21 protein-coding genes are annotated in these 25,349 nt (G+C 67.1%); 9 read left to right on the plus strand and 12 right to left on the minus strand.

Annotated elements, in window-relative coordinates; translation table 11 throughout:
* Positions 1 to 32: 32 nt before the first annotated feature.
* A complete protein-coding gene (locus AAF604_07715) occupies positions 33 to 860 on the minus strand; it encodes a helix-turn-helix domain-containing protein (protein ID MEM7049528.1) in 828 nt (275 codons plus the stop codon).
* Positions 861 to 1,082: 222 nt separating this feature from the next.
* On the opposite strand from AAF604_07715, the gene AAF604_07720 reads away from it, so the two are divergent.
* On the plus strand, positions 1,083 to 1,577 hold the full coding sequence (locus AAF604_07720) for a hypothetical protein (protein MEM7049529.1): 495 nt from the start codon (positions 1,083 to 1,085) through the stop codon (positions 1,575 to 1,577).
* 59 nt (positions 1,578 to 1,636) lie between these two features.
* Here the strand turns inward: AAF604_07720 and AAF604_07725 are convergent, their stop codons facing one another.
* From AAF604_07725 to AAF604_07750, 6 genes are all read right to left on the minus strand, one after another.
* Positions 1,637 to 2,668: a hypothetical protein gene (locus tag AAF604_07725; protein ID MEM7049530.1), complete on the minus strand. Its 1,032-nt coding sequence runs from the start codon at positions 2,666 to 2,668 to the stop codon at positions 1,637 to 1,639.
* Positions 2,669 to 2,733: 65 nt separating this feature from the next.
* Complete coding sequence (locus AAF604_07730) at positions 2,734 to 3,972, minus strand: HAMP domain-containing sensor histidine kinase (GenBank protein ID MEM7049531.1); 1,239 nt, start codon at positions 3,970 to 3,972, stop codon at positions 2,734 to 2,736.
* Entirely contained in the window at positions 3,969 to 4,655 is a 687-nt protein-coding gene (locus AAF604_07735) for a response regulator transcription factor (GenBank protein MEM7049532.1), read from the minus strand. The genes AAF604_07730 and AAF604_07735 overlap by 4 nt, the downstream gene beginning before the upstream one ends.
* 9 nt (positions 4,656 to 4,664) lie before the next feature.
* Entirely contained in the window at positions 4,665 to 5,483 is an 819-nt protein-coding gene (locus AAF604_07740; GenBank protein MEM7049533.1) for a MipA/OmpV family protein, read from the minus strand.
* A 147-nt stretch (positions 5,484 to 5,630) separates the two neighbouring features.
* The gene (locus AAF604_07745; GenBank protein ID MEM7049534.1) at positions 5,631 to 6,551 is read right to left on the minus strand and encodes a hypothetical protein; all 921 of its coding nucleotides are present in this window, start codon (positions 6,549 to 6,551) and stop codon (positions 5,631 to 5,633) included.
* Positions 6,552 to 6,659: 108 nt separating this feature from the next.
* Entirely contained in the window at positions 6,660 to 7,592 is a 933-nt protein-coding gene (locus tag AAF604_07750) for a LysR family transcriptional regulator (GenBank protein ID MEM7049535.1), read from the minus strand.
* Positions 7,593 to 7,692: 100 nt separating this feature from the next.
* On the opposite strand from AAF604_07750, the gene AAF604_07755 reads away from it, so the two are divergent.
* Positions 7,693 to 8,652, plus strand: coding sequence for an NAD(P)-dependent oxidoreductase (locus AAF604_07755; GenBank protein ID MEM7049536.1), 960 nt, complete (start codon positions 7,693 to 7,695; stop codon positions 8,650 to 8,652).
* 79 nt (positions 8,653 to 8,731) lie between these two features.
* Positions 8,732 to 9,061 (plus strand): hypothetical protein, encoded by a 330-nt coding sequence (locus tag AAF604_07760; protein MEM7049537.1) that lies wholly within the window; start codon positions 8,732 to 8,734, stop codon positions 9,059 to 9,061.
* 37 nt (positions 9,062 to 9,098) lie between these two features.
* Here the strand turns inward: AAF604_07760 and AAF604_07765 are convergent, their stop codons facing one another.
* The 3 genes from AAF604_07765 to AAF604_07775 are packed head-to-tail and all read right to left on the minus strand — an operon-like array spanning position 9,099 to position 12,814.
* Entirely contained in the window at positions 9,099 to 11,705 is a 2,607-nt protein-coding gene (locus AAF604_07765; protein ID MEM7049538.1) for an ADOP family duplicated permease, read from the minus strand.
* The gene (locus tag AAF604_07770; protein MEM7049539.1) at positions 11,702 to 12,070 is read right to left on the minus strand and encodes a PadR family transcriptional regulator; all 369 of its coding nucleotides are present in this window, start codon (positions 12,068 to 12,070) and stop codon (positions 11,702 to 11,704) included. The genes AAF604_07765 and AAF604_07770 overlap by 4 nt, the downstream gene beginning before the upstream one ends.
* 33 nt (positions 12,071 to 12,103) lie before the next feature.
* On the minus strand, positions 12,104 to 12,814 hold the full coding sequence (locus tag AAF604_07775; protein MEM7049540.1) for a hypothetical protein: 711 nt from the start codon (positions 12,812 to 12,814) through the stop codon (positions 12,104 to 12,106).
* Positions 12,815 to 13,385: 571 nt separating this feature from the next.
* Between AAF604_07775 and AAF604_07780 the strand changes: the two genes are divergently transcribed.
* From AAF604_07780 to AAF604_07805, 6 genes are all read left to right on the plus strand, one after another.
* The gene (locus AAF604_07780; protein ID MEM7049541.1) at positions 13,386 to 16,907 is read left to right on the plus strand and encodes a hypothetical protein; all 3,522 of its coding nucleotides are present in this window, start codon (positions 13,386 to 13,388) and stop codon (positions 16,905 to 16,907) included.
* Positions 16,908 to 17,023: 116 nt separating this feature from the next.
* Positions 17,024 to 17,368, plus strand: a complete 345-nt coding sequence (locus AAF604_07785; protein ID MEM7049542.1) for a metalloregulator ArsR/SmtB family transcription factor — start codon at positions 17,024 to 17,026, stop codon at positions 17,366 to 17,368.
* 63 nt (positions 17,369 to 17,431) lie between these two features.
* A complete protein-coding gene (locus tag AAF604_07790) occupies positions 17,432 to 17,887 on the plus strand; it encodes an SRPBCC domain-containing protein (GenBank protein ID MEM7049543.1) in 456 nt (151 codons plus the stop codon).
* A 105-nt stretch (positions 17,888 to 17,992) separates the two neighbouring features.
* Complete coding sequence (locus AAF604_07795; protein MEM7049544.1) at positions 17,993 to 18,628, plus strand: hypothetical protein; 636 nt, start codon at positions 17,993 to 17,995, stop codon at positions 18,626 to 18,628.
* A 243-nt stretch (positions 18,629 to 18,871) separates the two neighbouring features.
* Positions 18,872 to 20,089: an alpha/beta hydrolase-fold protein gene (locus tag AAF604_07800; protein ID MEM7049545.1), complete on the plus strand. Its 1,218-nt coding sequence runs from the start codon at positions 18,872 to 18,874 to the stop codon at positions 20,087 to 20,089.
* Between the two features lie 237 nt (positions 20,090 to 20,326).
* Positions 20,327 to 22,087, plus strand: coding sequence for an FAD-binding protein (locus AAF604_07805; protein ID MEM7049546.1), 1,761 nt, complete (start codon positions 20,327 to 20,329; stop codon positions 22,085 to 22,087).
* Between the two features lie 18 nt (positions 22,088 to 22,105).
* Here AAF604_07805 and AAF604_07810 read toward each other — a convergent pair whose 3' ends face one another.
* Together AAF604_07810 and AAF604_07815 are read right to left on the minus strand one after the other, a co-directional pair.
* A complete protein-coding gene (locus AAF604_07810; protein MEM7049547.1) occupies positions 22,106 to 24,559 on the minus strand; it encodes a heavy metal translocating P-type ATPase in 2,454 nt (817 codons plus the stop codon).
* A complete protein-coding gene (locus AAF604_07815; GenBank protein ID MEM7049548.1) occupies positions 24,556 to 24,969 on the minus strand; it encodes a MerR family DNA-binding protein in 414 nt (137 codons plus the stop codon). The genes AAF604_07810 and AAF604_07815 overlap by 4 nt, the downstream gene beginning before the upstream one ends.
* Positions 24,970 to 25,349: the final 380 nt, after the last annotated feature.

The raw sequence follows: 25,349 nt of genomic DNA on the forward strand, positions 1-25,349 counted from the left end.
GATGGGCTTGAAGATTTCTTACCTCGGCACCTTCAGTCGTCGGGAAAGAAGTTGACCCGTTGGTGCCCCTCGGCGGCGAAGCGCTGGGGCCGGTAGCCGGAAAAGGCGGCGAACTCGCGAATCAGGTGCGACTGATCGGCATAGCCGAGGTCGGCGCTGAGGTCGGCCCAATCGATCTCCTCCTGGCCGACCACCCGCTCGAAGATCTGGGCGAAACGCAGGATGCGTTGCAGAACCTTCGGGCTGGGGCCCACGTGGCGCTTGAAGAGCTGCAGAAAGTGCTTGTAGGAGATGTCCCCGGACTCTTCGACGAGGCGCGTCAGGGAGCCTTCGGCTTGGCCGGCGAGGATCGCTGCGACCGCCGTCTCGACGACCGGAGGGGCTTGCCGTTCCGGGTCGTGGCGAGCGACCAACCACTGTTCGAGGCGATCTAGGGCGTTCGCCGGTGTCGTCTGATCGGCCAAGGCTTGTCGCAGCTCGAGAATCTCGGGCCCGAGAAGGTCCGTCGCATCGACCACGCGGTCGTTGATCTCGGCGAGGGCGGTGTGCAGGAAGGGGTAGGCCCCGGCGACCCCAAAGCTCACCGCCATCAGGCGGGTGTCGGGACCAACGTCGCCGATCAACAGGTAGCTCGAGTGGATGCCCGACAGCCAGGCGCCACGGCAGATTTGTCGAGCCTGACGGGTTTGCGGATCGAGCACCTGGCGGGGCCGGCCATCGAGCTCGATGACCAGCGAGACCCGGCCGTTGGGGACCAAGCGCTCGATGCGGTGCTCAGGTGAATAGCCCTCGAGATGAAAGAAGACCTCGACGAGGCCGGCCAAGGGGTCTTGGGTCGGGATGCGGGGTGTGTAGTCCACGGCGTACCAGAGGATGAGGTTTCCGCCCAGCCCGGGAGCCGGAGGGCGAATCCGACCTCAGCGCCCATGCTAGCGCGACCCTCTCACCAGATTTCTGCTGCAGGGCCGGATGGCGGGGAATCTGCGGCTGGCGATCGACGGGCTAAACTGGGGCGAAAACGACGGACATCTTCTTCGGGCCGGCGATCTTCGTGGGCCCTTGGTTGGACGAGGAGGGTTGGAGTGCGCAAGATCATCATCGGGGTGATCGCCATCGCAGCGATTCTGGGCGCGCTGGTCATCGGCGGCGGTTTGATCCTCGTTTCCAGCGGACCGGACACCTACATCTATGCTGGCGGCCAGACTCCGGCGCGGTTCGTCAAGACCGTACGCTCCCTCGGGCTGCTCTCCGAGGGCGAGTCGATCCGCTACTTCTATTCCGATGCCTTGTTCGACATCAAGGACGGCTTCTACCTGGTGACCGATCGCCACCTGATCCTCTACTCGGACACCTGGGCGGAGCCGGAGACGGTCATTCCCTTCGACACCATCGAGTCCGTCGACGTGGTCTACAACGAATCCTTCTTTGTCGATACCTGGGTGCAGGTGCTCACCGAGGACGGCCTCGACGTCTCCTTCCCGCTGTCGAGCGAACGGGGCTTGGACAAGCGGTTCGTCGCCCTGCTCGAAGCCGGTCTGGAGGACCCCGATGCGGAGCGACTCGAGGCCGTGGACTGAGTCTCGCCGGCCCACCGCGGTCACCCGAAGGCGAAACCAGCGGCCGGCCGGCGAGGGCTCTAAGGGTGATCGCCGAAGAATTCGACGATCTCGTCGCGAAAGTCGCTGCTGATGGCGTGGGCGCCGTACAGCTCGTCGATCTGCCGGGTGGCCTCGATGGTGAAGGTCGCCGTGAAGCTGGCGCCCAGGGCAATGCTCGAGAGGTCGAGGATCGAGGCCTCGTCCACCGGCACATCGCAGTCGTCGAGCATGTCGGCATCGCGCATGTCGGTGATCGCAGCTTCCGAGTCCTGATCGCTGACCGCCGAGCTCGGGTCGGCGATGCGAGCGAAGGCGAACTCGGTGGCGCCGATGGGCTCGTTGATCCACAGCTCGTGGTCGATACCGAAGCCCAGGAGGTGATCGATGTTGGCCTCGAGGGTGCCATCGTCAGGGTCGACCAGGAGGTCGTTGCGGCCGATCACCCAGGCGGTCGGCGGGCCGCCGGCGGGGTGGGTCGCGGGGTCGTAGGTGGTTTCGTCACCGCGCACGTTGAGCAACGCCAGGGCGCTCGCCGGCTCGTAGCGGTGGGCGAGGCTGGCGAAGAAGCCGCCGGAGGAGTATCCGAGGTAGTAGATAGGCACCGTCGCCGGCACGCCCCCTCCCTGGGCGATGGCAATCGCCGATTGCAGGTTGACGACATCGACGTTGGTCGGGTCGTCGGTGGCGTCGAAGTTGCCGTCGTTGGGGTCGTCACTCTCGAGAGCCATCACCGCGTAGCTTTCGTCGACCAGGGCTTCGGTGATGCGCCGGGCCTCGATCTGGTTGAACCAGATGTCGGAGCCGCCGCCACCATCGAACAACATCACCAGGCCAATGGGCGACGCCGGTAGGTAGTAGCGCGCCGTGGTCTGACCGACGGGCACGGTGGAAAAGGACCAGGAGTAGGCCGGCGGCAGCGGGTCCTGCCGGTAGGTGCATTCCGGTTCCGGTTCTTCTTCGGTCGTGGGTTCTTCCTCGGTGGTGGGCTCCTCGGTGCCGTCGGTCCCCTTGTCCTTGTCGTCCGGGCAGCCGGCGGTGAACAGACTGGCGAGAACAACGAGGACTGCCAAAAGCCATCGCAAAGATTGATTTGAAGAGTTCATGAAGCTCTTCGGCGCCGGCTTGGGAATCTTCGTTACGGCTGCGCAGGAGGTTCGAACGAGATTCGGGCCTCGGTGCCACGGTCCGGCTGACTGTCGAGCTCGAAGTGCCAGCCCAGGCGGCGGCAGATGCGATGCACCGTCGGCAGACCGAGGCCAGGCCCTGGTGGAGCCTCGGGATCGCTGAGCGATCTGGCCGTCTCCGGGCTCATGCCCGATCCGGGATCCCGAACCCGGGCGCCCTCGCCGTCGAGCTCGAGCTCGATGGTTCCCGTTTCGGTGTGCTCGATGGCGTTGTGCAGCAGGTTCGAGAGGGCGACGACCAGCAGGGGAGAGGTCGGCGGCTCACCGCGGAGACTGGTGGCGATGGTCACTTCCGCTGGCAAGAGGAGCCGCACCTCCTCGACCAGGTCGTCGACCTGATCCGCGATCGGGAGCTCGCCTTGGGCGCTGCGGCGATTCTCCTCCCGCGCCATGGCCAGCAGGCTCTGGATGGTGGCGTCGAGGCGACGGACGGAGCGGGCCAGGCGGTCGATGCGGTCCGCGAAGCGGCGTTCGTTGCTCGCCCCTTCGTCTTGCAGGAGCTCGGCGACGCCTTGGATGACGGTCACCGGGGTGCGCAGCTCATGGCTCGCCTCGCGGAGGAAGAGGCGTTCTCGCGCCAGGGCCTGGTGGCGGCGATCCTCGGCCTGGTCGAGGGCTTGGGCGAGCAGGCCGATCTCGTCGTCCGGCAAGCCCTCGGCGAGGGGCCTAGCGCCGTCTGCGAGACGCTGCTGTAGGACTTCGACGGGAGCCACGATGCGACGCGCGATGCGCCAACCGAGGAGGGCGCCGAAGACCACCGTGCTGGCGAGGGCTGCACCGAGGGCGAGGCTGAGGTTCTTCTCGGTGCGCTCGCTCTCGGAAAACCGGGCCACGGCGATCACTGGGCGAAGGGTCGCGGGGTGGGTCACCACCATGACGTGGAGCTCGGCGTCGGCCTCTTCGATCTCTCGGATGCCGATCTTCTCGGGATCGGGAACCAGCCGGGCGAGGTCCAGCGGGAGATCGTCTACGGGACCGAGGTAAAGGCTGCCGGTGAGCAGCGGATCGGGTCCGCCCTCGCCCCCTTCTCGTTCGATGTAGCGTTCCAGAGATGCCTCGAGCTGACGCCCGACGAAGCGGTCCTCGACGCGCCAGAAAACGGCTGCCGTGAGGGCGCTGAAGAGCCCTCCGAGCAGCGCCGCGAAGGCTGCGAAGACAACGGTGAGGCGCCAACCGATGGTGCGCTTCACGACGGCCGACGGAGCAGGTAGCCCTGGCCGCGCACGGTATGGAGCAGGGGGACGTCGAAGGGGCGATCGATGGTGCGGCGTAGGCGGTAGATGTGGGAGCGCAGCAGGTCTTCCCGCACCTCCTGGTCACCCCACAGGGCCTGCATCAGGTCTTGTCGGCGGACCAAGGCCGGCGAGGCTCGCATCAGGATGGCGAGGATCTGGAGCTCGGTGCGATTGAGGGTGAGGGCGCGCCCTGCCCGCACCACGCGGCGCTCCGACCAGTCGAGCTCGAGGTCGTGGACCTTGAGGACGCTGGCGTCCGTTCGCAGGCCGCGGCGAAGCAGCGCTTGAAGCCGGTGGTGCAGCTCGGGCAGGGCGAAGGGCTTCACCAGGTAGTCGTCGGCGCCGGCTTCGAAACCCTCGATCTTGTCCTCGAGGGCATCCCGCGCCGTCAACATCAGGATCGGCGGCACCCCCGACATCTCGCTCTTCAGCCGTTGGCAGAGCGCGATGCCGTCGATGCCGGGCAGCATCAGGTCGAGGATCAGCAGATCGTAGCTGCCGGTCACCGCCAGGTGCAGGCCGCTGATGCCGTCGTAGGCGAAGTCGAGCACGAAGTCGCGCCGCTCGAGATACTCGGCGATATTGCGGGCGACGTCGGGATCGTCTTCGATGACGAGGACGCGGGGGGAATTCAACATGGTGGGCGATCAGAAGCGGAAGAGCACGCCGAAGGCTCCTTCGAAGGTGGTGGCGGAGCCTTCGTCGCGGATCAGCGGGCTGTCCGCGGCGCGGCCAAAGTAGTGCTCCACCTCGAGATCCGCGAGCAGGCTCCAACGTCTTGAAAAATCATAGCGTAGGCCGGTTCCGAGGGTCGCCGACTTGAGGCCGCCGCCGGGCTCGTAGGGCGCCAGTCCGGAAGCTTCGGCGACCGGTGCGGAGATGCCGAACTCGGTGAACATGTGCTCGCTGTCGCCCCAGCTGACGTCGACCCGCGGACTCAACAGCATGCGCTCGCCGATCGCCCGGTCGTGGCCGAGAGCCAAAAAGTAGACCAGGCCCTTGCCGCGGTCCAGGATGTCCGGCTGAAAGACCGCGCCCGCCCAGCTGTTGCCGAAGCGGCGGAAGAGCGAAAGCTGGGCCTCGAGGGTGTCGCGAACCTCGTCGAACTCGGCGAGGGCGGCGTTCTCGTTTTCACGCCCCTCCTCGTACTCGAAGGTCACCTGGAAGGCGGTCTTCGGTCCGAGGTCGAAAATTGCCGAGGCTTCGCCGAGGGACAGGATGTAGCGGTTGCCCTTGGCGTCGCGAAAGAGTGCGCGAACGCCGGCGTCGGGCTCGATCTCGCTGTCGTCGGAGCCGGCATAATCGGGCTCCAATTCGACCCCGAGGAAGATCTCGACGTCCCACCAGCGACCGCTCTCCTGGAGATACCAGGGGCTCGCCGGATTGCGTTCCGGCTGGGCGAAGGTGGGCAGGGCGGTGAGGATGAGCAGGGCGAACAGGACGCGCAGCAGGGCTTTCGTTCTCATGATTTCTCCTCCGATGGTTCGAGAGGAGGCTAGAGACGAGCCCATCGCAGATCCGTGGATCGAACGTGGAAGAAACGTGGAATCGTTCTCGGTCGCGGCTGCCGCGGGGCCGCGACCGGGAACGATTCCGGCGGGGGGCGTCAGCGATCAGAAAACGCCCTTCGGGCAGATCGGCGGACCGGCGCGGCAGAGCTCGGACACGCTCTTGTACCCCAGGCTCCAGAGATCATCGTTGCGGCTGCGAACCAAACCGAGGGCGGCGCAGTCGAAGTAGAAGGGCGATTCGCAGGTCGGGACCTTGACGTCGGTCCACGTCGTAATGGTGGGAATCTTCCAGGGAATGATCTTGCCCTGGTCCTTGCTGATCTGATTGTGAGCGTAGAAGTGATAGTCGTAGATCGTCGACCCGGAGGCCATGGGCACGGTCAGAACGCTTGCCAGGAAGAGATCCTGGATCGAGCAAGGGAAAGTGACCGTGGTCTTGCTGGCGAGGCCGAGCCGGCGGGCCTCGAGGTGGTATTTCTCGTCTTCGCAGGCCAGCTTGACGGTCAAGTGAACGGCCGAGGCCATGGCTCCGATCTTGCGGCTACTGCCATCGGCGCTGCGCATCGACCAGGAGGCCATCTCGTCCTTGCCATTGGTCGTTCGACGCTCGATCGGGCCACAGGCGATGGCCTCTTGGAAGACCAGGTGGGCTCGTCCGTCGAGGCCCTCGTCAGCGAGCAGGGTGCCTGCTTTCATCTGCGCGTCGATGGGTGCCAGAAACTTGGTGTCGAGGGCCTTGCCCTTGTCTTGGCCGGCAAACAAAATCTCGTGGTTCGAGACGTCGAGGTAGCACACCACGTTGCCGACGCTGCTGGTCAGGACACTCTGCTTGCCCTTGCGGTCCGCGATGCTCCAGGAGTCGCAGTCCCGGTCCTCCGGCTTCTCCCAGGCGAGGATCGGTTGATGGTCCGAAACCGAGGGTTCTTTGAGCGGCGTTTGCGGAAAGAAGACCGTCACGTCGCCGGCTTCCGGAGAATTCAGGGCGGCAAGGCCTCCGATCAGGACTTTGACGAGAACACTCATAGCTCCTCCCGAGAGATCAGAATGGCTGCGATCGAGAGACGCACCCTCTCGATCGCTGGGTAGCAACGGACTTTGCGGTCGCTGGTGGACCGGTCCGGTATAGCTGCCTCACGGCGCTTGCTCTCCGCCGCTCGCCCAGGGCGCTCCGGCTGCAAAGGCCCGATGCAAGAAGTCGAGGAATGCTCGCACCTTCGCCGGCTCGTGGGCGCGACGAGGACGCAGGGTCCAAATGGCGTTGTCGAAGTAGCTTGCGGTGGCCTCGAGATCGGGGAAAAGGTCGATCAGGCTGCCCTCGGCGAGCTCGCGGCCGATGATCCAGTCGCCCTGCAGGATGATGCCGGCGCCGCCGAGGGCGCACTGTTTGAGAGCGATGGCATTGGAGGTCTTGAGCGGTCCTTCGACGTCGACGTGGAGCTCTCTGCCGCGGGTCTCCCGAAAGCGCCAGCGGTTGCCGAAACCAGGCATGTCGAGGAGCAGGCAATCGTGCTCCGCCAGCTCTGCTGGCGTCGGTGGCTTCCCCCGGCGCTCGAGGTAGGACGGGCTGGCGCAGACGTGCGAGCGCATCACCGCCAGACGTCGGGCGAGATAGCTCGAATCGGACAACGGCCCGAGGCGCAGAGCGACGTCGATGCCGTGCTCCACCAGGTCGGGGGTGGCATCGCTGAGCTGGAGGTCGAGGCGCAGGCCGGGGTAAGTGGCGAGAAAATCCGGAAGCAGGGGCAGAAGATTGAGCTGAGAGAAGCTCACCGGGGCCAGGAGGCGCAGCTCGCCGCGCGGCTCCAGGCGACTTCCACCGGCGAGCTCGGCGGCGTTTTCGAGATCATCGATCAAGGGATCGAGACGCCGAAAGTAGACCTGGCCGGCCTCCGTCGCGGTCATCTTCCGCGTCGTGCGATCGAACAGGCTGAAGCCGAGCTCCGACTCGAGAGTGGCGATGGCCCGGGAGACGGTCGAGGGGTCGAGACCACGGTCTTCGGCCACTCGGGTGAAGCTGCGACGCCGATAAACGGCCAGAAACAGCTTGAGCTGGTTGATCTCCATTCATGCGATTCTTGCACGAGACAAGTTCTTTTTGCAGTCTTTGAAGCTGTTATTGCAGTCGATAGGTTTGCTTCGGACGCGGCGACCGGCCTGGGGCTCGGTGCCGCTCAAAGCCGAAAGGAGAACCATGACGAAGCAAGAAAAGGTTGGACTGCTCGGTCTCGGAGCGATGGGTGCGCGGCTGGCGCGGCGACTTCTGGAGGCTGGGCACCGGGTAACCGTCTGGAACCGCTCACCGGGCCCGGAGGAGGAGCTCCTCGGTCTCGGAGCCGAGGCAGCGAAGACCCCGTCGGAAGCGGCGCGCGGGGCCGCCTTCGTGCTCTCGATGGTGCGTGACGATGCCGCCTCACGAGCGGTTTGGCAGGGACCCGAGGGGGCACTCCGGAGCCTTGCGCCAGGAGCCCTGGCGGTCGAGCTCAGCACCTTGACGCCGACCTGGACCCGGCGCTTGGCGATGGCGGTGCAGGACGTCGGTGGGGTCTTCGTCGAGTCGCCCGTGGTGGGCTCCCGGCCGCAGGCCGAGGGCGGTCAGCTCGTGGCCTTGGCGGCCGGGCCGAGGGATGGCGTCGATCGGCTACGACCGCTGCTCGCGGCCTGCTGTGGCCGGATCTTCTTTCTCGGTGAGGCCGGCCTCGGTGCGACCGCCAAGCTGGCCGTCAATGCCTTCTTCGCGGTTCAGGTGGCGGCGGCCGGCGAGCTGGTGTCCTTTCTGCGAGCCGGTGGCATCGAAGACGAGCGCTGGCTCGACCTGATCGGCCAACTGCCGGTCGTGGCGCCGCCGCTGGCGGCGTCCTTCGGCGCCATGGCTCGGCGGGAGTTCGCCCCCCAGTTTCCGGTCGAGCTGGTGGCCAAGGACCTGGGCTATTTCGTGGCGGCCGCCGATGGCGCAGCGCGGTCGTCGCCGGTGAGGGCGGCGGCGGCTCTCTATCGCCAGGCCATCGAGCAGGGGCTCGGGGACCTCAACCTCACCGCCATCGTCGAGATCTTCCAAGGGGCGGAAGCCACGATGGGGGAGGCTGCGGTGTCCGAAGACCGAACGGTCGGTGGTCGGATGCCATAGAGTCGGGCGAGAATCCTTCATCTCAGCAGCGCAAGGGGCGCCCCGGGGGACGCCCTCGCCGATCAAGGGAGGCACGTCGATGGTGAGGTCTACACGGCTAGTTTCGCTGGTGCTGGTTCTTGTCTTCGCCCTGCCGCTGGCTGCCGAAGAGCTGAGCCAGAAGTCGTTGCAGGGCAGCTGGCTGATCGTCGAGTTCGGTGGCGCGCCCGATTCCGAAGGTGATCGCTGGGAGTTCGAAGGGAATCGCTTCTACCAGGTGATCAGCGGTCGACGAATTCCGCCCGACGAGTTCACCGTCGTGCCCGGCACGATCGACCTGGGCTACGCCAAGATCGAAGTCAAGAGCTTCGACGGTCGCACCATGGAAGCGGTGATGGCGGGATTTCACTACAAGCTGGTCAAGCAGTAGCGGCGGGCCCCGTAGGCTCGGGACCCGCCGGGCGGAGTCAGCCTGCCCAGAGGACCGACGAGGCCTTGGTGCGCGCTGCTCGCAGGGCCGGAATCAGGCCGGCGAGGGCAGCTACCACCAGCAGAGTGAGTCCCATCGCGGCCAGGGTTTTGGGGTCCGTCGCCTCCATGCCGTAGAGCAGCGATGAGAACCAGCGGGAGATCAGCAGTGAGGCCACGAGGCCGACGGCGAGGCCGATGGCGGCCAGGGTCAGGGTGCGGAGTACGACCCGCTGCAGAACTCTGCGAGCGGACTCTCCAAGGGCCATCCGAATGCCGATCTCGGGCCTCCTCTCGGTCACCGAGTAGGACAGCACGCCGTAGATTCCCAAGGCCGCCAAGAGGAGCGCGATGGCAGCGAACGCCATCAGTACCTGGAGGGTGAAGCGGCGGGGCGACATCCAGCGCTCGATCTGGCCGGTCAACGAGCGGTACTCGTTGGCTGGGATGGTGGGATCGACGCGATGGATGGCGGGAATGACGGCCGCCGCCAGGGTTTCCGCCGGCAGGGACGAGCGAACCACCATGTCGAGGGCGCCGAGGCTGCCGATCTGGGTGATCGGGAAGTAGGCCTCGAGATCGCTTTCGACCTCCAGCGATCGGTGGCGCGTATTGGCCACCACGCCGATGATCTCGAACTCTTCGTCCCCGAAGTTGGCGGTCCGGCCGAGGACCTCCTCGCCCTGATAGAGCACCGCGGCGGTCGCCTCGTTGAGCAGGATGGTGCCGGGACTTCCGAGGCCGTCCCGGCTGTCGAAGCGGCGACCGGCGACGAGCTCGACCTGGACCGTATCGAGGTAGCGATGGTCGACGAGGTGCGGAAAGACGGTGATGTCGGGGAGGTCGTCGGCATAGGTCTGGCCCGGGGCAGTGATGCCCCAGGTGCGGTTGCGCCCGAGGGGCACGGCATCGGTCAAGCCGACCGCTTCGACCCCCGGTAGCGTTTCGATCGCGGTGATGATCCGTTCGTAATAGGTCACCGCCTCGGCGCGATCGACGAAAACCCTGCCCGGATCGAGATTCCAGGTGACGACGCCTTCGGACACGAAGCCGGGGTCGACCTCGAGAACCTTCTGGAAGCTGCGCACCAGCAGTCCGCCGAAGACCAGCAGGATGCAGGCCACGGCGACCTCGGCGACCACCAGGGCTTCGCGCCAGGCCGTGCTCTGGCGGCTGGCGCTCATCCGCTGGCGGGAGCCGCGCAGGTTGGTGCGGTGGCCGGCCCGGGAGAGCTGCAGGGCCGGCACGATGCCGACCAGGACACCGACTCCGAGGGCCAGGAGGGTGGCGAAGAGCAGGGCGCCGCCGTCGACGGTCATGTCGTTGAGGAGGGGAATCTCGAGCCCCCGGGTGCGAGACACGAAACCGGTGACGGCGAAGGCGAAGAGGGCCCCGAGGAGCGTTCCGGTCAGAGAGAGCACGACGCTCTCGATCAAGAGCTGGCGCAACAAGCGCCGGCGCGGTGCTCCGAGGGCGCTGCGCACCGCCATCTCGGCGCTGCGTCGGGGACCGCGGGCGAGCAGCATGTTCGAGATGTTGAGGCAGACGATCAGCAGTACCGCCCCGGCGGCGGCGGCGAGCAGCAAGAGGGCAGAGCGATAGGGCGCCGCAATGGTGCTCTGCAGGCCGCGCACCTTGGCACCCAGCCCCCAGCGCTCGGGATCCGCCTCCTCGAGACTGGCGATCACCCCGTCGAGGTCCTGTTGGGCGCTGGCGATGGTGGCGCCGGGGGCGAGGCGGGCGATGATCGACAGCAGGTTGCCCCAGGCGTCGGTCCGATCGCTGATCGCCAGGGGGGTCAGAAAGTCGACCCGCGAACGGGGTGAGAAGAAGGACGCAAATTCGAAGGATGGCGGCAGGACTCCCACCACCGACACCGGTTCGCCATCGAGGTTGATCGCGCGATCGACGATGGTGGGGTCGCCGGCGAACTGGCTTTGCCAGAAGCCGTGGGACAGGATGATCGCCGGCGGTCCTCCATCCTGTCCTTCTTCGTCGGTGAAGCTCCGTCCGTGCAGCGGTGTGACGCCGAGCACGTTGAGAAAGTCGGCCGCGACGCCGACCCCGACCAGGCGAATGGGGTCCCCGGCACCCACCAGGTTGTAGCTGCCGTACTCGAAGAAGGCATTGAAGCCGGTCATGCCGTCGAAGGATCGAGCGAGGGCCCGGAAATCGCGCAGATTCGAGGTCCGCGAAGTCACCGACGACATGCCTTCGCCGCCGACGTTCTCGATCCAGACCAGGCGATTCGGCTGCTCGAAGGGCAGGTCTTGCAGCATCAGGGGACGCAGAATGCTGAACATGGCGGTGCAGGCGCCGAGGCCGAGGGCGAGGGAGCAGACGATGGTCGCCGTCGAGATCGGCGAGCGCTTCATCTGCCGCAGGGCGAATCGCAGGTCGCGCACCAGGTGGTCGAGCCACATCCAGCGGCTCGATTCGTAGAACCGCTCCTGGGTTCGGGTGACGTTGCCAAAGCTCCGTCGCGCCTGATGGCGGGCTGCCTCGGGGTCCATGCCCTCGGCGATGAGCTGCTCGATCTCGAGCTCGAGGTGGGCTTCGACCTCGGCGGCGAAGTCGGCGTCGGTGCGGCTGGCGGGGCGCTTCACGGCCGGCTCCCGGTGGCTTCGAGGCCGAGCACCCGGCTCATCGCCGTCACCAGCCGGGTCCACTGGCGGGTCTCGCGGACCATCGCTTCGCGGCCAGCCGTGGTGAGCTCGTAGAAACGGGCTCGCCGATTGTTCGAGCTCACCCCCCATTCGGCCTGAATCCAGCGCTTCTTCTCGAGCCTCTGAAGGGCCGGGTAGAGGGAGCCGTGGTCGACCAGCAGGACATCGCCGGAGGTCTGTTGAATGGCGCGGGCGATGCCCTGACCGTGCTGCGCTCCAAACACCAGGGTACGCAGGATCAGCAGGTCGAGGGTGCCCTGGAGCAGGGCGATGCGATCGGGAGCGTTTCTCTCTTGGGTAGACATGCTACCCAAGTCTCGACTCCTTCGGGTCGAATGTCAACCCGAGAGCTCTCGACCTCGCTCTCGAACGCCCTTAAGAGCCCAATCGGTGGCCGGATCGACCCATTCCTCGAGGGGCCGGTAGAGGAAGCCGTGGTCGAGGCGGGTGTCGAGGCGAATCTCCTCGAAGGCGGTGACGCCGGAGCTCTGCTCGACCAGCTCCCGGCAGCTCCCGCCGTGGCGATCACCGGGTTCGTACAGCGACAGTACGCGGCCGTGGAGGTCGGGTTGCAGCTCACCCGTGACCCAGCCGTTGCAGGCTCCCATCAAGACCAGGCCGAGCTGGTCGAGGGCGAGCTCCTGAGAGGCCAGCATGGCGATCACCGAACCCTGGGAGGCTCCCACCAGGGTGATGCGGTCGGCCGCGATGCCCTGTGCCATCAGGGCGCCAACCCGTTCGGTCACCTCGGCGGCGGACTGGTGGAGGTTGCTGCCCGGCGAGCGCAGCGGTGCCACGACCTCGGCGCCGGCGCGGCGAAGGGCCACGACGATGGCTTCGAACTGGTAGGGGCCGAAGCGCTCGCTGATCGCCCGCGGTCCTTGCTCTTGCACGATGCGGCCGTGGAGGTAGATCAGGTAGTGCCCTGGCGGGTCGGCTCCGGATTGGTGGGTGGTGGGTGATGGGCACGCGATGGCGAGGCAGCTGCCGAGAGCGATGAGAACCGCCGGCAGCGGCCACGGCATGACCTCGGAAACAGGTGTCTTCATGTGCCGATTCTCGGACCCGCGGCGAGCCCTGTCCAGGCGGCGGCCAGGACGAGGCGGCGAGGGCCGAGCCCCGCGGGCTGGGCACGGCGGGTGGGGAAGTCCCTTCCGGAGGTGGTTGGTCATGCAGAACCTTCCTCTCGAATTCACGTATTTGGAAGTAGCCAAGATCTCTCCGATCGACCCCTCCGCAGGGTGTGAGGGGAGCGAGCCGTGGCCACTTCAGCGATGGGTCGGCCTGCGGACGAGAGATTTCGGCACGACAGTCTCGGGCTAGCGCAGGATTGCAACGGGTGACAACCGGGTCTGTGGGAGACGACGAGCGGCGGGAGGGAGCCCCGCCGCGAGGCTTGCTCGGAGGCGAGACCGGGTCGGTGCCAGAGGTTGCTTGGCGCTGTCCGAGTATTTCGCCCACCGACCGCCGCGGTGTGGCCGCGGTGGTCCCCAAGCTGGAAGGAGTCTCAACATCGTGCATGGCCCCCTCATTTGCTTTCCTTTTTCTTACCGCTCCACCCTCCTGACCTGTTGTTGCCTCATCCTCCTGCTGGCCATTGCCGGGCCAGCCGGCGGCGCCGTGCCCCCAGCGTCCGCCGACGGTGAGCTGAGCAGCCGAACCACCGGCGAGTCTCTCGGACTGCGCATGGCCGCACCGATGCGGGCGATGGATCTGCCCGCCGGAGTCGCCGCCGACGCCTGGGAGAGCTTTCGCCTCACCCAGGGCCTGAGCCCGAAGGCCGCCGAGCGTGCGGTCTTCGATCGCCGCACCGGCCGACCTCTGGTCATCGAGCTGTCGGTGCCCTGGATCCCGGGCGCCGGCAACTCACTGGCCGCAGCCAAGGGCATCGACACCTTGCCCGAGCTCGAGCGGCTGGGTCGGGAGTGGATCGATCGCCACGCCGACCTCGCCGGCATCACCTCCGCCGAGCTGGTGCTCGACGAGAAGGCCTCCCAGGGCGTCGGCCCGCTGGCCGGTGCCGAGGGCGACCCGCGCTACCGCCTCTGGCACGTGGTGTTCCGCTGGCAGCCCCACGGCCTGCCAGTGGACGGCGCGCGAGTGGTCTTCCGCGTCAACCACGGCAACCTGATCCACTGGGAGATGGAGAACATCTCATCGTCTCTGGAGGTGCCGAAGGCGGCAGTGCCGGAAGTTCTGGTGGATGCGCAGCAGAGCCGCAAGGCGCTGGCCGAGTACTTGGGCGGTGAGAAGGCCGGTGATCTCTACTACAAGGATGGCGATCTGCGCTTGATCCCGACCTCACCGTCGCTGGTGGTGGGCGACGGGCCGCCGGTGTACATCGGCACCTTCGGCCGCGGACTCGAGTACCGCTTGGTGCGCGAGCACAGCTTCCAGCGCGCCGGCGATTCGGAGGTCTGGGAAGGCCTGGTCGACGCCTACACCGGCGCCGTCGTTTCCTTCCGCGGCACCGCCGTCGACGCCGTCGCCCGGGGCCGGGTCAGGCCCCATGGCAGCTTGACGTCGGAGGTCAACCAGAACTTCCCGTGGGTGGACTATCGCCAGAGCCCGGTGCAGTTCGCCGACGAGAACGGGATCTTCACCTCGGGTGTGCCCAACCGCTCCTTCATGCGCGGCGAGCAGGTCGAAATGGACGATGTCTGCGGCACCATCGACTTCAACACCGGGGTGGGAAATCTCGACTTCGGCGGCGCCTCAAACCCCCTCACCAATGACTGCAACAGCACCGCCGGGCCGACCGATGGCAACACCAGCGCATCTCGAACCAGCTACTTCTGGGCCAACGATGGCCTCAAGCGGGCGCGGGAGTTCATGCCCAACCTCGATTGGTCCGCCGGCTCGGCCAGCGGACCGCTGACCATCGAGGTCAATCGCGACACCGGCCTCTGTCTGGGGCAGTACTTCGATCTGCCGAACCACAAGATCGAGATGACCCGCGACGTTGCGCGCTGCAACAACGCCGGTGAGAACGTCACCCATCTGCTGCACGAGCTCGGTCACGCCATCGATTTCACCGACGGCAGCCATCCGGGCACCGACGGCGGCTCCGGCGAGGGTTACGCCGACATCGTCGCCGCTCTCCACGTCGAGGACTCTTGCATTGCGCGCGGTGCCGAGTACGCGGACGGTTGCGGTGCGTTCCAGAATTACGACTGCAGCGCCACCTGCGACGGCTTCCGCGACATCGACTGGCGGACCCACAAGGGCATGGTGCCGCACACCCCGCAGACCAACCTGGCCTGCGGCAGCGGGCATCCGAGCTGGCAGGGGCCCTGTGGTCGCCAGCCGCACTGCGAGACGGCGCCGGGCACCGAGTCCATCTGGGATTTGGTGCAGGAGCTGATCCTCGCCGGCTACAGCTCGGCCCAGGCCTTCGACAAGGTCGAAGAGCTGTTCTACAGCTCACGACCGAGTGCCGGCTCCTTCTTCACCTGCCAGTTCGCCACCACCACCCGCGAGGGCGGCAATGTCGCCGGCTCGCTCTACCACACGCTGCGGGCGCAGGATGACTGCGATGGCGATCCGGGCAACGGCACGCCCCACGCGGCGGCCATCTTCACCGCCCTGGCGCGCCATGAGATCGCTGTCGGCTCGGCTTCCGATCCGGCCAATCAGAACAACGATTGCTCGGCCTCGATCACCGTCGACGAGCCGCTCGGGGGCGACACCTGGCCGGTCGGTGGTGGTCGCTTCATTCGCTGGACCTCGGACGGCATCACCGGCAACGTGCGCATCTCCCTGTCGCGCAACGGCGGTGCCTTCCAGACCCTCTTCACCAGCACCCCCGACGATGGCGGTCAGTTCTGGATCGTCACCGGGCCGCTGGCCAACACCGCGGTGATGCGGGTGGCGAGCGTTTCCGATCCGACGGTCTTCGGCGACAGTGCGCCCTTCGCCATCACGGTGGCCGGGTTCGTCATCAACAACACCGGCGACGCCGGCGACAACAACCTCGGCGACAACGCCTGCGCCACCTCCGGCGGCGTCTGCACCCTGCGCGCCGCCTTGCAGCAGTCGAATGCTTCCTTGGGTCGCCAGCGGCTGACCTTCGCGCTGCCCTCGGGCAATACCTTCCAACCGGCTTCGGCACTGCCGGTGGTCACCGATCCGGTGCAGATCGAAGGCATCTCGCAGACGCCCCAGGGTTTGGTCGAGATCGATGGCTCGGCCGCCGGGACCAACGTCATCGGCCTCGACATCACCGCCGGCGACAGCGAGGTCAATGGTCTGGTGATCAACCGCTTCGACAATGCCGGCCTGCGATTGAACGGTGGCAGCGGCAACATCGTGCTGATGAACCGCATCGGCACCGATCAGGCGGGACTGGTCGATCTCGGCAATGGCATGGCCGGAATTCAGATCACCAACTCGTCCGGCAACTCGATCGGCGGCCTGCGCCCGGGAGGCGGCAACGTCCTGTCGGGCAACGAGTGGGGCATTCGCCTGTCGGGTGTCGGAGCGCGCGACAACTTCATCTTCGGCAACTCCATCGGAACCTCGATCTTCAATCAGGGGCCGCTGGGCAACACTCGCCACGGCATCGTGATCGTCAGTGGTGCGAACCGCAACACCATCGCCGATGGTGTGCCGCGAGGAGTCATCATCCGTGATGCGACGGCCAACACCATCGCCTACAACGGCTTCGATGGCATCGCGGTGCTCGATGGCGTTCAGAACGACATCTATGCCAATCGCATCCACGACAACGGTGGTCTCGGCATCGATCTCGCCAACGACGGGGTGACCCCCAACGACCCGGGCGATCCCGATGTCGGCCCCAACAACCTGCAGAACTTCCCGGTGATCACCAGCGTGGTGGTGGGTTCCTCCGACACCACGGTCACCGGGACCCTGGACCTCGGCCCGGGGGGTATCGACACCGGCTTCGTCGTCGACGTCTACGTCAGCGATGTCTGTGATCCGTCCGGTCATGGGGAGGGCAAGTGGCATTCGAAGCCCTTCACCCTGAACACCGATCCCCTGGGCAACTGGACGATGGTGCTCCACACCCTGGTGTCGCCGGGGGACGTCATCACGGCGACGGCGACGCGCAGCCGTTCGACCTCCGAGTTCTCGGCCTGCTTCACGGTGCCGTTGCGCCGTGGTCAGTTCGACCGCTGAGAGCTCGGCTCTCCTGGCAGTGATTGGCAGCCCCCGGCTTCGGCCGGGGGCTGTTTTTCTTGACCGGCCGTGAGATGCCCCTTGACATCGGCTCTCAATCGAGAAAGCATAACCAAATGGTTATTAGTGAGGAGCAACTCGACCGAGTCTTTGGTGCGCTCTCGGATGTCACCCGGCGGGACATGCTCGCCCGTCTGGCCGGTGGCGAGCACAACGTCCGGTCGCTGGCCGAGCCCTACGAGATGTCGCAGCCGGCGGTCTCCAAGCACCTGCGGGTGCTCGAACGGGCCGGGCTGATCCATCGCCGTAAACAGGGCCGGGAGCATTTCATCGCCGTCAACCCGGCGATGGCGGAGGTGGCGCTGCACTGGATCGCGCGCTACACCGCCCTGTGGAAGGCTCAGTTCGACGCCGTCGAGGCGCTCCTCGAAGAGAAACGACGCAAGGAGCCGGTGAACTGAACGCTGGGCGCCAACGGCGAACACCGCCGGGGGGCCCGACGGCATCGGTCAGAAAGGGACAGCATGGAAACCAAGGTCGAGTTCGATGGCGAGAAGCTGACCGTCACCCGTACCTTCGAGGCGCCGCGGGAGTCGGTGTTCGATGCCTGGATCGAGGCCAGCAAGGTCGAGCTTTGGTGGGGCTGTGGCCAGACCACCAAGACCGAGTCGCAGGTCGAGCCGCGGGTCGGTGGCAAGTATGTGCACAACATGCACCTCGAGGGCGTTGGGGAGTTCGAGATCGTGGGCGTGATCAAGGAGTTCGATCCGCCGGCGCGGCTGGTCTACGAGGCCACCGACCGGCGTCGCGAGGGACCGGCGACGACGGTGCAGGTCGACTTCGTCGCCGAAGACGAAGGCCGTACCCGAGTCACCCTGGTGCAAGACCATCTCGAGCCCGAGTTCATCGAGTACGTCAAGGACGGCTGGCGCGCCGCCTTCGGCAAGCTCGGCAAGTTCCTCCTCTCAGAGGCCGCCTGAGGGCTCCGTAACGAAATCCTCCGGAGAGTCGTCAGAGCGGGAAAGGGCGCGGCAGCCAAGTTCGCTGTCGCGCCTTCCCAGGGACGACTTCGGAGGATCGAGACCATGCCTCTTCGCAATCTTTGCCGGCCCGGTGCCTGGCTCGGGGCTCTGTTGGTGAGCGCTGCGCTGGCATCCGCAGCCACCGCCGACCCGACCACCAACTTCTGCATCGAACGCCTGCATCCGCCGGCCTGCGTGGTCGGAAGCTGGGCGCTCGACGACGACGCCTTCGAGAATCAGATTCGCCCCATGCTCGCCCAGCTGAGGGCGATGGGGGCTTCGGATCTCACCTGGCGGGTCGAGCCGGACAGCGGCGAGATCGTCACCATCGGTGGCGACGGGCAGCTCTCTCGCTCGCGCCGCACCAACCTCCATTTGCGCGGGACGGCGCCCAGCGGTCAGCAGGTCATCGGCAAGCTCCGCTTCACGGACGAGTTCGTGGGCACCCTGTGCCAGCACGATGCCGAGCCGCGCTGGCTGTACATGGCGGTCGACATGGAACGCACCGTCGGCGAATCCTTCATGGTCATCGACGGCCAGAGCATCGACCTCCGGCCAGCTTTTGCCCATGTGCCGATGCCGAGCTTCACTGGCAGCTTCACCTACCGCTGCGAAGAGGATGTGCTGACCGTCGAGATGGCCGATCGCTCCCTCGGCGCCTTCCGCCAGAAACTGGTGCTCAAGCGTCGGCCGCGCTGATTCAGCGGCTCGCCTGTAAGCGGTTCTGCAACCAGGAACGAGCCAAGCGCCCTTGGCGGCCGGCTTGACCGTTGCCGTGGATTGCGGCTGTCGGAACCTCTGCCGCTCAACTATTCGTCGGCGATCGAGTATCAGGCTGTAGATTTCGATCACGGGGCCGCCTGCCGGGACGGCCTCTGAGGCGAGGTGGTTGCGCCGTGGCTCCGGTGGCGAGGCCGGCGGCGATCCGGGGAGGTTCTGGCGATGGCGAGTCGAATCGGACGTTCAGTTGGGGTGCTGGTGTGGTTGGTTTTGGTGATGCTTCTTCTGGGGGCCTGTCGCGAAGCCGGCGACTCGCCGGCCGGACTCGAGCCTGCGCCGCTGGCAGCTCCCCTGGGAGATCCTTGGCAGGAGACGGTCGAGCTGGAGGTTCCCTCCGAGCGGCTGGGCGCTAGTCGCACCGTGGCGTTGCGCATCACCAGTGTGCCGGGGAGTGAACGCGACACGCCGCGGCCGCTGGTGATGGTGATGGACGGAGCCAGCTACCACGGCCTGGTGAGCGGGTATGCCGAGGCGATGGCGCGCCGCTGGGCCCTGCCAGGGCTGATCATCGTCTCGGTGCCGCACCAGCAGCGCGAAGCGGAGCTTTCGTCGCTGCGCCATGGTGGCATCGCCGAGAATCCCTTCTACCGCTTCCTGGTCGACGAGCTGACGCCGTTCATCGCCGAGCGCTATCCGGCGGCCCCCCATCGCTCGCTTCTCGGCTATTCCTCCGGCGGTGCCTTCGCGCTCGCCGCCTTGTTCGAAAACGACGGCGCCTTCCAGGGTTTCGTGGTGGGCGCTGCACCGCCCGTCGAGCGCCTCGACGACGGGCGCCAGGTCGAGCTTCTGCCCGCCCAGGTCGCCGCCACCCGCGGCGCCGTGCCCCGACTGCTGCATCTCGGCGTCGGCAGCCTCGATCAGGACTGGTTCCTCGACGCCGAAGAGGCCATCCGGCAGCGCCTGGGCGACGCCCGGTCGCTCGGCGTCGAGCTTTCCGCCCGGCGCGTCCCTGGCGCCACCCACAACAGCGCGGCGCCGCAGGTGCTGCTCGACGGGCTCGGCGAGATCTTCGGGCCCTGGGAGCTGCCGATCAGCTACCAGCTGGGCTTCGATGCCAAGCCTTTGCGCACCTGGAGCGAGCGCCACGAGGCGCGCTTCGGCTTCGCCGCGCAGCTACCCGAGGAGGTGCTGGTGCAGTACGGCATGGGGCCGTTCTTCGATGGCGACTTCGCCACCGCCCTACCGGTCTTTGAGGTGGCGGCCGAGATCCATCCCGCCAGCCCGGCGGCGGCGTGGTATCTCGCCGCCTCGCTGCGCGGTCTCGAGCGCCCGGCGGAGGCCCTCGAAGTCGCCGAGGCGGCTCTCGCCGATCGCCCGGGCGAGGCGGACGCCGGCCCCTGGGAGCAGCGCCTGCGGCAGCTCGCCGACGAGCTGCGCTGATCGACCACGCGGCTCCGCGGGCTGCGCCTGTCCGGCCGGCGGTGTCCCTTGGGTGGCCTTCCTCGGAATCCCTCTTCCGGCCGCACCGCGAGCGTGAAAGAGTAGTCCCGCGGGGGGAGCGGTCCTTCCGTCCTTCCCGTGCGCCCAGGGCCCTCGGCCCGGCGTCGACGTCTCTTTGACACCCCACAACTCTTCCTCTTGCTCGGAGTCCTTGCGAATCCGAGGAGGTCCTCAGATATGAACCAGAAGCATCGAACCAATGTCTCCAACGTGCTCGTCATCGGTTCCGGAGGGGCCGGCCTGCGCGCCGCCATCGCGGCTCACCTCGCCGGCGCCGAGGTCATCGTGCTCGGCAAGCGCATGCGCAACGATGCCCATACCGTGCTCGCGGCCGGTGGGATCAATGCCGCCCTCGCCACGGTCGATCCCGAGGACACTTGGGAGCAACACTTCGTCGACACCTACCGCGAAGGCTATTTCCTCGCCGAGCCACGCACCGTCGAGCTATTGGTGCAGGAAGCCCCGGCTCGTATTCTCGAGATGGCCGAGTGGGGAACGCCCTTCGCCCGCACCACCGATGGCGAGCTCGATCAGCGCTACTTCGGGGCCCACAAGTATCGCCGCACTTGCTATGCCGGCGATTACACTGGCCGCGCCCTGCTCAATACCTTGACGGAGCAGGTCGAGAAGCTCGAAATCCCGATTCACGACCTGCAGTACGTCTCGCGTCTGCTGGTCGACGACTCGGCCGGCGAGCGGGAGTGTTTCGGGGCCATGGCCTTCGACATCGTGACCGGCGAGCGCACCGTCTACCTGGCCGATTCGGTCGTTCTGGCGGCGGGTGGTCACACTCGCATCTGGCGGCGCAGCTCGTCGCGTCGCGACGAGAACACCGGCGACGCCATGCGCCTCGCCCTGCACGCCGGCTGTGAGCTCGCCGACATGGAGCTGGTGCAGTTTCATCCCACCGGCATGGTCTTTCCCGAAACCATGGCCGGGACACTGGTGACGGAGGCGGTGCGTGGCGAGGGTGGTCACCTGTTGAACCGCGATGGCCAGCGCTACATGCAGCGCTACGACGCCGAGCGCATGGAGCTCTCCACCCGCGACCGAGTGGCGCTGGCCAACTACACCGAGATCGTCGAGGGCCGCGGCACCGAGAACCACGGGGTGTTTCTCGACATCAGCCATCGCTCCAAGGAGTTCATTCTCGACAAGCTACCGCGCATGTATCGCCAGTTCATGGAGTCGCAGATGCTCGACATCTCCAAGCAGCCGATGGAGGTGGCGCCGACGGCGCACTACAGCATGGGCGGCTTGGTGGTCGAGCCGGACAGCCACGCCACCCGCGTGCGGGGTCTTTACGCGGCTGGTGAGTGCACCAGCGGCGTCCACGGCGCCAATCGCCTGGGCGGCAACTCCTTGGCCGAGATCCTGGTCTTCGGCAAGCGCGCCGGCGAAAGCGCCGCCGAGCATTCCGCGAATCTCGATATCCAGCGCCGCAGCCGGGCGGTGATCAACGCCGCCCACGACGAGCTCGACTTCTTGACCAAGCACGATGAGGAGCTGGCCCGCCCGCTGCAGCGGGCGGTGCGCGACATCATGTGGGGCCACTGCGGCGTGGTGCGCAGCGAGGACAAGCTGACGGAGGGTCTCGACAAGCTCGACCAGATCCGCCAGGCGGCCCAGCACGTCGACGTGCGACCGAGTGCCGAAGGCTTTGGCGATCTCGCCCTGGCGCTCGATCTCCTCGGCTCCATCGACAGCGCCGAGGCCTCCCTGCGCTGTGCCGTGGCGCGCAAGGAAAGCCGCGGCTCCCATCAGCGTTCGGACTTCCCCGAGGTGGCGCCGGAGCAGCGCGTCAACCACGTCGTCGAGCTCGCCGCCGATGGCGCGATGACGCTCGCCACGCGGCCGGTGCCGGAGGTACCGGCGAATCTGGCGGCGCGCCTCGAAGACGGCGAGGACTTCGCGGTCGAGGGGCGCCTGCTCGAATAGGGGCTCTGCTCCCGTTCGCTAGAGCTTCGCCCGACGCAATCGGAGGGCGTTGCCGATCACCGAGACGGAGCTCAGGCTCATCGCGGCGGCGGCGATCATCGGGCTCAGCAGCCAGCCGAAGACGGGGTAGAGAAGCCCCGCCGCCAGCGGCACGCCGAGGGCGTTGTAGGCGAAGGCGAAGAAGAGGTTTTGGCGGATGTTGCGCAGCGTCGCCTGGCTCAGCCGGCGGGCGCGACCGATGGCGCGCAAATCGCCTCGCACCAGGGTGACGTCGGCGCTCTCGATGGCGATGTCGGTACCGCTGCCGAGGGCGATGCCGACATCGGCCTGGGCGAGGGCTGGCGCGTCGTTGATGCCGTCGCCGGCCATCGCGACCACCCGGCCGCTGTGCTGCAGGCGCTCGATCTCGGCGGCCTTCTCCTGCGGCAAGACCTCGGCCACGACGCGCCCGATGCCGAGGCGTCGGGCCACCGCCTCGGCGGTGGTGCGGTTGTCGCCGCTCAGCATGACCAGATCGAGGCCCATCGCCTCGAGGTCCGCTAGCGCTGCGGGGGTGGTCTCGCGAACCGGATCGGCGATCCCTAGCATGGCCACCAAAGCGCCGTCGACGGCGGCGAAGAGCACCGTCTGGCCCTCCGCCCGCAGGGCTTCTGCCCGTTTCGCGAGTTGGCTCGGATCGAGGCCGAGGTCCGCCATCAGGGGAGCACTGCCGAGGGCGACCCGGTAGCCGTCGACGGTGCCGAGGACACCGCGGCCGGTGCGCGACTCGAAGTCGCGAACGGCGGGAATCACCAGGTCTCGCTGCTCGGCCGCGGCGACGATCGCTTCGGCCAGCGGGTGCTCGCTGGAGCGCTCGACGGCGGCCGCAAGGGCGAGGGCTCGGGCCTCGGAGAAATCCCCGAAGACCTCCAAGGTGACCAACCCCGGCTTGCCCTCGGTGAGGGTGCCGGTCTTGTCGAGCACCAAGGTGTCGACGTCCCGCAGGCGCTGGATGGCCCCGGCGTTCTTGAACAGAACACCGGCCCCGGCGCCCTTGCCGGTAGCGACCATGATCGACATCGGCGTCGCCAAACCGAGGGCACAGGGGCAAGCGATGATCAGCACCGAAACGGCGGCCAGCAGGGCATAGGCGAAGCGTGGCTCGGGACCCCACAGGCTCCAGGCGACGAAGGCGCCGAGGGCGACTGCCACCACCGTCGGCACGAAGACCGCCGCCACCCGGTCGGCGAGCTGCTGGATTGGGGCCCGGCTGCGCTGGGCCTGGGCGACCAGGGCGACGATGCGCGCCAGCAAGGTCTCGGAGCCGACGCGCTCCGCCTCCATCACCAGCGCGCCGGTGCCATTGACGGTGGCACCGACGACTTGATCGCCGGGTCCCTTGGCGACGGCAAGGGGCTCGCCGGTCATCATCGATTCGTCGACGGCGCTCGAGCCTTCGACCACCACGCCGTCCACCGGGATCTTCTCTCCTGGTCGCACGCGCAGCCGGTCACCGACTCGCACGTCGGCGAGCGGAACGTCCTGCTCGTCACCCTGCGGGGTCAGGCGACGGGCGATCGCCGGCGACAAGCCTAAGAGGGCGCGGATGGCGGCGCCGGTCTTGCTGCGGGCGCGCAGCTCGAGGACCTGTCCGAGGAGCACCAGGGCGACGATCACGGCGGCGGCTTCGAAGTAGACGCCGACGGTGCCATCGTGGGCGCGGAAAGAAGCCGGGAAGAGTCCCGGAACCAGGGCGGCCAGCACGCTGTAACCGAAGGAGGCGCCAACGCCCAGGCCGATCAAGGTGAACATGTTCGGGCTGCGGTTGCGCAGCGACTGGACGGCGCGCTCGAAGAACGGCCAGCCGGCCCACAGCACCACCGGGGTGGCGAGCAGCAGCTCGGCGAGCACGCGCCAGCGCGGAGCGATGACTCGAGAGACGGGAGCGCCGGGCAGCATGTCGCCCATCGCCAGCAGCAGGATCGGCAGCGACAGCGCTGCCGCCACCCAGAAGCGGCGGGTCATATCGCGCAGCTCGGGATTGTCTTCCTCGACCACGACGCTGCGCGCTTCGAGGGCCATGCCGCATTTTGGGCACGACCCTGGCTGTGGGCTCACCACCTCCGGATGCATCGGGCAGGTGTACTCCAGCCGCGTCGCCTCGGTCGGCGTCTCCGGCTCGAGGGCCATGCCGCACTTCGGGCAGCTCCCGGGGCCCTGCTGCCGCACCTCCGGGTCCATCGGGCAGATGTAGAAGGCCTCCGGATCGGCCTCCACCTCCGCCCCCGCCCCGCTCAGCCAGCGCTCCGGGTCGCTCTCGAACTTCTGGCGGCAGCCGCCACAGCAAAAGAAGTAGGTCTCGCCGGCGTGATCGGCTCGCTGTTGGCTGGTTGCGGGATCGACGCTCATCCCGCAGACCGGGTCTGTTGCAGGTGTTGGCGCCGCTGTTGGCGCCGTCGCATTCGATGCGCTACCGGAGCAGCAATCGCTCATCGCGACTCCTCCATGCCTTCCAGTGCTTCGAGAATCGGGCACGGCTCGCTGGTCTTGCCGTTAGCGCAGTCACTGGCGAGGCCGCGTAGCGTGGCTCGCAGCCGCTCCAGGTCGGCGATCCGCCGCTCTACGTCCGCCAGCTTGGCCTCGACCTTGGCGTGCACCCGCCGTCGGTTGGCTCGCGGATGGCTGCGCAGCTCGAGCAGCTCGCCGATCTCGTCGAGGGAAAAACCCAGCCCCTTCGCCCGCCGGACGAACCGCAGTCGATCCACCGCCTCCTCCGGATACTGGCGATATCCCGACCGCCTCCGCGGCGGCTCCGGAACCAGCCCGCGGCGCTCATAGAACCGAATCGTCTCGATCCCCACCCCGGCGCGCTCCGCTAGCTGTCCAATCGTCAATCCGCTCATCCCACCTCCTGAAACCCCGCCTCTGAGGACTTCAGGATAAACCCTGGAGTCGACTACAGAGTCAAGGTCGACATGCAGTCCGGTTCTCTCCCGTAACCTCGAATGCCAAGGCAGGGGCGCGATAGAGGGCGGTGCGGGCTCTGTCGTGTTGGTTCGGGTGCGGAGCCTGAGCCCGCGGGCATTGCATCTGGCAGTCCGAGGCTCGATTCTTCATCTCGTAACCTCGAAAGCCATTCAGGGGCGCGACACAGAGCGGTGCGGGCTCTGGCGTGTTGGCTCGGATGCGGAGCCTGAGCCCGCGGGCATGGTTGTTGGAAGTCCGAGACTCGGTCCGTGGAGGAGGAGTGGAGGCATTTGTTTGAGCGCAGCGAGTTGTGCCT

This window comes from Acidobacteriota bacterium (assembly GCA_039028635.1).
Lineage (GTDB): Bacteria > Acidobacteriota > Thermoanaerobaculia > Multivoradales > JBCCEF01 > JBCCEF01.